Genomic DNA, 7,122 nt, shown 5'->3' on the forward strand with positions numbered 1-7,122 from the left:
GGTCCATGGGGCCTGAGGGGGTCGCCTCCAGGGCGGGCAGGTCGTCACCCCGGAGCACGTCACCCGGCGCGAGCACCACTGCGCGGGTGAGGACGTTCTCCAGTTCGCGCACGTTGCCGCGCCAGGGCAGGCGCGTGAGGCGCTCCATCACCTCGTGGGGCACGCGGGTGACGCGCTTGTGCACCTTCTCGTTGATGCGCTCCAAGAGGTGCTTCACGAGCGGGGGGATGTCCTCGCGCCGTTCACGCAAAGGCGGGATGACGAGGGTAATCACCTTGAGGCGCTGGTAGAGGTCCTCGCGGAAGCGGCCCTGGTCCACCTCGTCCGCGAGGTGGCGGTGGGTGGCGGCGATGACGCGAGCGCGCAGCTTCACGCGCTTGACGCCGCCCACGCGCTCGAACTCGCGCTCCTGGAGCACGCGCAACAGCTTCGCCTGGAGCATCAGCGACATGTCGCCAATCTCGTCCAGGAAGACGGTGCCGTCCTCGGCCAGCTCGAACTTGCCGGGCTTGCCGGCGACCGCGCCGGTGAAGGCGCCCTTCTCGTGGCCGAACAGCTCGCTCTCCAGCAGCGTGTCCACGATGGCGGAGCAGTTGATGCCGATGAAGGGGCGGGGCTCGTCGTAGGAGTAGTTGTGGATGACGCGGGCGATGAGCTCCTTGCCCGTGCCGCTCTCGCCGTTGATCAGCACCGTCGCGGTGCTGCTCGCGACCTTGCCAATCTCCTTCACCAGCTGCTGCATGGAGGGGCTGGTGCCCACGATGTCGCCCAGTCGGACGACGGCGTTCTCGCGGTGGACTTCATCCGCGCGGCGCGACAGCTGGCGGTACTCCAGCGCGCGCTCCACGACGAGGTCCAGGGCGGCCGGATCCGGGAAGGGCTTGTGGATGTAGTCGAACGCACCGGCCTTCATGGCCCGGATGGTCGTCTCCATGTCGTGGTAGGCGGTGACGAGGATGATGCGCGCGTCGCCGCACAGGCCCTTCATCTCCTCGATGATCTCCAGGCCCGTGCGGTCCGGGAGCATCATGTCCAGGATGACCACGCTGGGCATGTTCTCCTGGGCGGCCTTGAGTCCCGCGGCCGCGCTGGTGGCCGTCACCACCTGGTAGCGCGGCTGCCCGTCGTCCTGCTCTATCTCCTCGAAATGCATCGTGAGGGTTTCGAGCAGCGACACGTCATCGTCGACGATGAGGAGGGTCTCCATGGGGTCCTCAGGCGGCGAACGTCAGCGTGAACACCATCCCCGGTTCCGCGCTCCCCTGGGCCGCCACGTCGCCCCCCACACCCGTCATCACCCGCCGCAGGGCGGCCAGGGACAGCCCCGCGCCCCGCGCCAGCCGCGAGCCGAAAGGGTCGAACAGCGTGCCCCGCTCATCCGGAGGCAGGGCCGCGGCTGGATCATCCAGGATGAGGCTGACGTGGCCGGGGTCGTCCTGGCGCAGCGTCACCTGGACGCGGCCCTCTTCGGGCAGGCCCATGGCCACGTTGAGCAGGACTTGAGCGAGCACGGGCCTCAACCGGTTGGGATCCACCCTCACGCGGGGCAGGTCCGCCTCTTCCTTCACATCCACCTCGATGCGGCGCTCGGCCAGTTCCGGGGCCACCATGGCGGTCGCCTCCTGGACGACCGAGCGCAGGGCGTGGGCGTCCAGGTTCGCGGCGCTCTCGCGGCCGTATTCGGAGAGCAGCCAGAGCATGCGCTCCATGGTGCGGATCTCGCGGTTGGCGATGGTGAGCCGCCGCTTGTCCCGGTCCGACAGGCCGGTGTTCCGGGCCAGCGTCTGCACCGCCATCTTCACGGAGGAGAGCGGGTTGCGGATCTCATGGCTGAGGGACGAGGACAGCTTGGAGATCTGCACCGGCGGGGCGCCCTCCAGCACGGTGCCCAGGTCGAGCACGCCCGCGGCGGCCTCCTCGCCGTCCATGCCCAGCACGAGCCGCAGGTGGTTGGCGGGCGGGTTGCCGGTGGGGCCTCCCGCGGAGAGGGTGACGAACTCCACCGCGCGGCGGTCCTCGCGCGCGCGCGCATCCAGTTCGCGGGCACGCTCCTGGGGAACCCCCAGCGCGGTGTGCAGGGACATGCCCACGAGCGCCTTGGCGTCGCGGCGCAGCACCTGGGCGCAGTCACCTTCGGCGCGTGTCACCCGGAGGTTGGGAGACCAGGCGAGCTGCGCGGCTTGCAGGAGATGGGCGTTCATTGGTGGACCTGAAACATACCGGGTAACGTCGAGCGCTGTCCTTATGACCAGCACCGCACGTCCTCCGAAGAACCTTGTGGCGGCCCTTCTGTTCCTGTCCGGGGCCACGGCGCTCGTCTACGAGCTGGTCTGGTCCAAATACCTGGGGAACGTGCTGGGCAACAGCGGCCAGGCGCACGCCGTCGTGCTGGCCACGTTCATGGGGGGGCTGGCGCTGGGGGCGTTTGTCTTCGGGCGGACAGCGGACCGGGTGAAGAACCCCCTGGCGCTCTATGGCGTGCTGGAACTGGGCGTGGGCCTGTACGCGCTGGCGTTCCCATACGTCCTGGGGGCGCTGGAGCACCTGTGGCTGACCCTGGCGCCCCACGTGCCGGAGGGCCTGCGGGTGGCGCCGCGCCTGCTCGTGTCCTCGCTGTCCCTGGTGGTGCCCACGCTGCTCATGGGCGGCACGCTGCCGGCATTGGTGCGCCACTTCGCGGCGAGCCTCGCCGGGGTGCGCAAGGAGCTGGCGCGGCTGTATGCCATCAACAGCCTGGGCGCGGCGGTGGGCGTCTACGTGGCGGGCACGCGGCTGGTTCCGCTGGTGGGCCTGTCCGCGTCCGCGAAGCTGGCCGCGGGCATCAACGTGCTGCTCGCACTGGCGGCGCTGGCGCTGGCACGTCAGCACCCACCGGCGGTGACAGTGGGGGCGGCGGCGGGCGCGGAGGACGTGGCCTATCCCCGGCGGGCGGTGCGGGCCGCGCTCGTGGGCGTGATGCTGTCGGGCTTCACGTCCATGCTGTACCAGGTGACGTGGATCCGCCTGCTGTCCATCGTGCTGGGGGCGTCCACGTATGCCTTCACGCTCATCCTGACGGCGTTCATCCTGGGCATCGGCCTGGGCAGCTTCTGGCTGATGACGCGCAAGGAGGGCGGGGACTCGCTGAAGCTGTATGGCTGGACGCAGGTGGGGCTGGTGTTGAGTCTCTGCGTGGCGCTGCCCCTGTACGTGCGGCTGCCGCACCTGTTCCGCTGGTCGGAGTGGATGCTCACGCGCGCGGTGGAGACGTGGCCTGTCTTCCAGGGCATCACCTTCGCGTTCTGCTGCCTGGTGCTGCTGGTGCCCACGTTCATCATGGGCATCGCGTTTCCGGCGGCGGCCCGCGTGGCCACGGCGAAGGTGTCCGAGGTGGGGCGCCAGCTGGGCGGCGTGTACCTGTGGAACACGGCGGGCACGCTCTCTGGCTCCGTGCTGGGCGGGCTGGTGCTGATGCCCTTCTGGGGCATGCAGGGCAACTTCATCGCGGGGGCGGTGGCGAACCTCCTCTCCGCGGCGCTGGCGTTCCACGCGCTGTCCGCGCCGAAGGAAGGGGAGGGCGCAAGCGCGGTGCCCGCGTGGCGGACGCTGGCGCCGGTGGGCGTGACGGCGGTGCTGGCGGTGGTGGTGCTGGGCGGCATGCACGGCTGGCCGCAGCGGCTGTCCAACATCGCGGCGATCCGCGCGCACCAGAAGCCGCCGGACAGCTACGCGAAGTTGGTGGAGAGCACGGAGAAGGCCATCGTCCCGCGCTTCTACGCGGACGACACCTTCGCCACGGTGATGGTGGGGGACCTGCCGAGCGACAACCTGCGCTTCATGAAGATCAACGGGAAGACGGACGCGTCGAACGGGAGCGACATCGAGACGCAGGTGATGGCGGGCCACCTGGGCGCGCTGCTGCACCCGCGCGACCCGAAGAACGTGCTCGTCATCGGCTCGGGCGCGGCCATCACCACGGGCAGCGTGCTGGCGCACCCGGTGGAGCGCCTGGACATGGTCGAAATCTCCCCGGCGGTCATCGATGCGGCGCGCCTGTTCAAGGCGGACAACCGCAACGCGGTGGATGATCCGCGCACGCACGTGCACATCGACGACGCGAAGACGTTCATGGCGCTGGCGCCCATGCAGTACGACCTCATCATCAGCGTGCCCTCCAACCCCTGGGTGACAGGCGTGTCCGGCCTCTTCACGCGCGACTTCTTCCAGCTGGTGGACAAGCACCTGACGGACGACGGCGTGATGGTGCAGTGGATCCACACCTACGAGAGCAACCGCGAACTGGTGCGGCTGGTGATCCGCACGCTGCAGGACACCTTCCCGCACGCCACGACGTGGCTGGGCCCGGAGGACCTGGTGATGGTGGCCAGCCGCAAGCCGCTGTCGTTCAACGCGGCGGAGGTGGCCGCGCGCATGGCCCGGCCGGACGTGAAGGCGGACCTGTCGCGGGTGGAGATCAACGACCTGTTCGGCCTGCTGTCCAAGCAGGTGCACACCGAGGCAGGCCAGAAGGACTTCGCGGGCGAGGGGCCCATCAACACGGACGACCACAACCTGCTGGAGTACGCGTCGCCGGTGGCGTTCTTCCTGGCGAACCTGGACGTGCGCGTGAACGACGAGCGCCGGTCGCCGGAGACAGGGCCCGGGCTGCTCCTGCACCAGTACCTGCGCGATTATCCGCCCACCGCCGAGCAGGCCGCGGGGCTGTACCGCAACGTGGAGCGCTACCACTCGGACAAGGATCCGACCGTCCGGGGCGTGGCGGCGCTGTGGCGTTCGCTGGCGCCGGAGGATCCCGCGTCGGCGCTCGCGCTGGGCCGGGCGGTGCTGGCGCAGGGGGACCTGACCCTGGCGGCATCGCTGCTGGAGCCGGAGGTGGCGCGGGGCGGCCGTTCCCCGGAGCTGGTGACGGAGTACCTGAAGCTGGTGACGGCCCGGACCTGGGCCTCGCGCACGGTGTGGACGCCGATGAACGCGGACGGGGCGCTGGCGGTGGGCCGCGAGGTGGCGGTGCTCCACCCCCAGGACGCGAAGCTGCAGAGGGCGTTCAAGGCGTACTGCGAGGCCCTTCCTCCGGACGCCTGCGGGAGGACCCGCCGTATGCCCACGGCGGCGCCCGGAGCGCCCTGAAACAGGGGGAATGAAACCTTGAGTGGTGCCAGACCCGCGATATTCCTTGATCCGGCCCCCCCATCCTCCCGTTGACGGATGGAGGTGCTTGCCCGCCCGTTGTACTGTCCGTATCGACCCTGACTTCCCGCAGGGTGTGTCTTTCCACCGCTGCAACGACCCCCGGAGTTTCCCATGAACGCGATCGCGAAGGCCCCGAAGAAGCAGTTCCGCAAGAACCGTGGTCAGGGCATGACCGAGTACATCATCATCGTTGCCCTGATCGCGATCGCCGCCATCGGCGTGATCACGCTGTTCGGTGACAACATCCGCAAGCTGTTCGGCGCCTCCGCGGCGGCCCTGGCCGGTAACGACAACGTGGCCAACGACGGCCAGGTGTCCAACGACACGCTGAACAAGAAGACCATGAAGTCCTTCGGTCAGAACAACACCTACTGAGCCGCTTCCGGGCTTCGGTGAATGGCAGGTCCCTCCAACTGGAAGGGCCTGCCATTCGTGTTTCAGGGGGGTGAAGCGGTCGTCCTCGTGCGCTCCCGCGCCCAGAGGACCCAGCCGTTCGCCTTCGCCAGCTCGCGCCAGCCGCCGCGCTTCTGGAGGTGATCCAGCAGGAGGTTGCCCGGGTTCTCCGTGTCCCAGACGACGTAGTCTGGATCATAGGCCTCCAGCGCCTGCTCCCAGCCGGGCTCGGACCACACGAGCCGCTCATAGGCCTGGTGGATGGCGGCGGGGAACGGATCATTCCGGCTGTCGATGTAGACCTTGTACGGGGCACCCGCGAAGTAGGAGATGGGGCCGCCCATGATGAAGCGGTTGAGCACGCGGCCCGGAGGCTGTTGGCTCAGTGTCTGGAGCACGGACAGGGGGATGTTGGGGTGCGTGCCCATCTCCACGGGGCGGGGTGCGGCTGCGTTCAGCGCGAACAGACCGGCCAGCAGGACGGTGGGCCACAGCGCCAGGGACGTTCCGGTGCTCCAGGTGGCGATGGGGTGCTCCAGCCACGACAGGAAGCGGGGGAGGGCGGGCGCGTCGCTCGTGCGCGCGTGCTCCACCAGCGTGAGGGCGAGGAGCACGGACGCGAACGGCGCATGGCGCTGGACCTTCAGCGCGGCGATGCCCAGCACGAGCGCGGGCAGGAGGGCAGCGGCGCGCCGCACGCGGGCCCGGCCGATGACGAAGAGGCACGCACCGAAGAGGAAGAGGTAGACCCAACTCCAGCCTGCATCCAGGTCCAGCGGGCGCCACTCGTTGATGTGCTGGGTGGAGGAGAGCAGCGAGTGCTGGAGCGGATACAGGTAGATGCGGGGGCCGTCCGGCGACAGGCCCGCGACGAGGAACATCGCGAGCGCCGCAGCGAGCGCGGCCCCGCAGCGCCGGAGCGACGCGGGCGTGCGGTCATCCAGGGCCGTGCCCATCGCGGTGGACGCAAGCAGCGCAGGGCCCAGGAGCCAGCTGCCGTGCAGGTTGGCCCAGACGAGTCCCAGGAGCGGGAAGGCCCAGAGCACCCGCGTATTTCCCCGGCGCCAGGCCTGGACGCCCAGGGCGGCGAGGACGAAGAGCAGGTGTCCCAGATGGAAGGGACGTTCCTGGAGCCAGGTGGAGGCCTGGACGCCCGACACCAATCCCAGACAGGCGAGGACGAGGAGATGGGAGGGTTGGGCGTCCGCGCGCCGCAGGGCGACCCAGAGCAGGAGCACGTTGGCAGCGACAAGTGAGGCGACGAGGAGCGAGGGACCGGCGGCGCCCAGGGCCTTGATGAGCAGGACGCAGAGCACGCCGAAGCCCCACTCGTGGGGGACCCAGCCCGCGGTGCCCGTCACGCTGAACGGGTCCACGGGGTTGAAGCCGTGCTCCAGCACGTAGCGGCCCCCCGCCAGGTGGAAGAACAGGTCGTAGTTGCGAAGGGGAAGGAACCCCAGCCAGAGGATGAGCCCCAGCGTGAACAGGGCCACTGGGGCGGGCAGGAGGGCGCGGAGCCGCATGGTGTTCGGGTGGGGC

At 69.6% G+C, this 7,122-nt stretch carries 5 protein-coding genes; 2 read left to right on the plus strand and 3 right to left on the minus strand.

The annotated features are described in order from the left end of the window. Nucleotides 1–1,207 (minus strand): sigma-54 dependent transcriptional regulator (locus D7V77_RS39045; RefSeq protein ID WP_147452306.1); only part of this gene is annotated, 1,207 nt, incomplete at its 3' end. A 7-nt stretch (nt 1,208–1,214) separates the two neighbouring features. Beyond that, nucleotides 1,215–2,201, minus strand: a complete 987-nt coding sequence (locus D7V77_RS39050; protein WP_120581292.1) for a sensor histidine kinase KdpD — start codon at nt 2,199–2,201, stop codon at nt 1,215–1,217. A 76-nt stretch (nt 2,202–2,277) separates the two neighbouring features. Here D7V77_RS39050 and D7V77_RS45850 point away from each other — a divergent pair, with 76 nt between their 5' ends. Continuing rightward, the gene (locus D7V77_RS45850) at nt 2,278–5,127 is read left to right on the plus strand and encodes a fused MFS/spermidine synthase (protein WP_304485889.1); all 2,850 of its coding nucleotides are present in this window, start codon (nt 2,278–2,280) and stop codon (nt 5,125–5,127) included. A 174-nt stretch (nt 5,128–5,301) separates the two neighbouring features. Continuing rightward, entirely contained in the window at nt 5,302–5,565 is a 264-nt protein-coding gene (locus tag D7V77_RS39060) for a hypothetical protein (protein ID WP_120581294.1), read from the plus strand. 62 nt (nt 5,566–5,627) lie between these two features. Here the strand turns inward: D7V77_RS39060 and D7V77_RS39065 are convergent. After that, nucleotides 5,628–7,122: hypothetical protein (locus D7V77_RS39065; RefSeq protein WP_233597503.1), on the minus strand; the 1,495-nt coding region annotated here is incomplete at its 5' end.

The sequence above is a fragment of the Corallococcus sp. CA041A genome (assembly GCF_003612075.1).
Lineage (GTDB): Bacteria > Myxococcota > Myxococcia > Myxococcales > Myxococcaceae > Corallococcus > Corallococcus exiguus.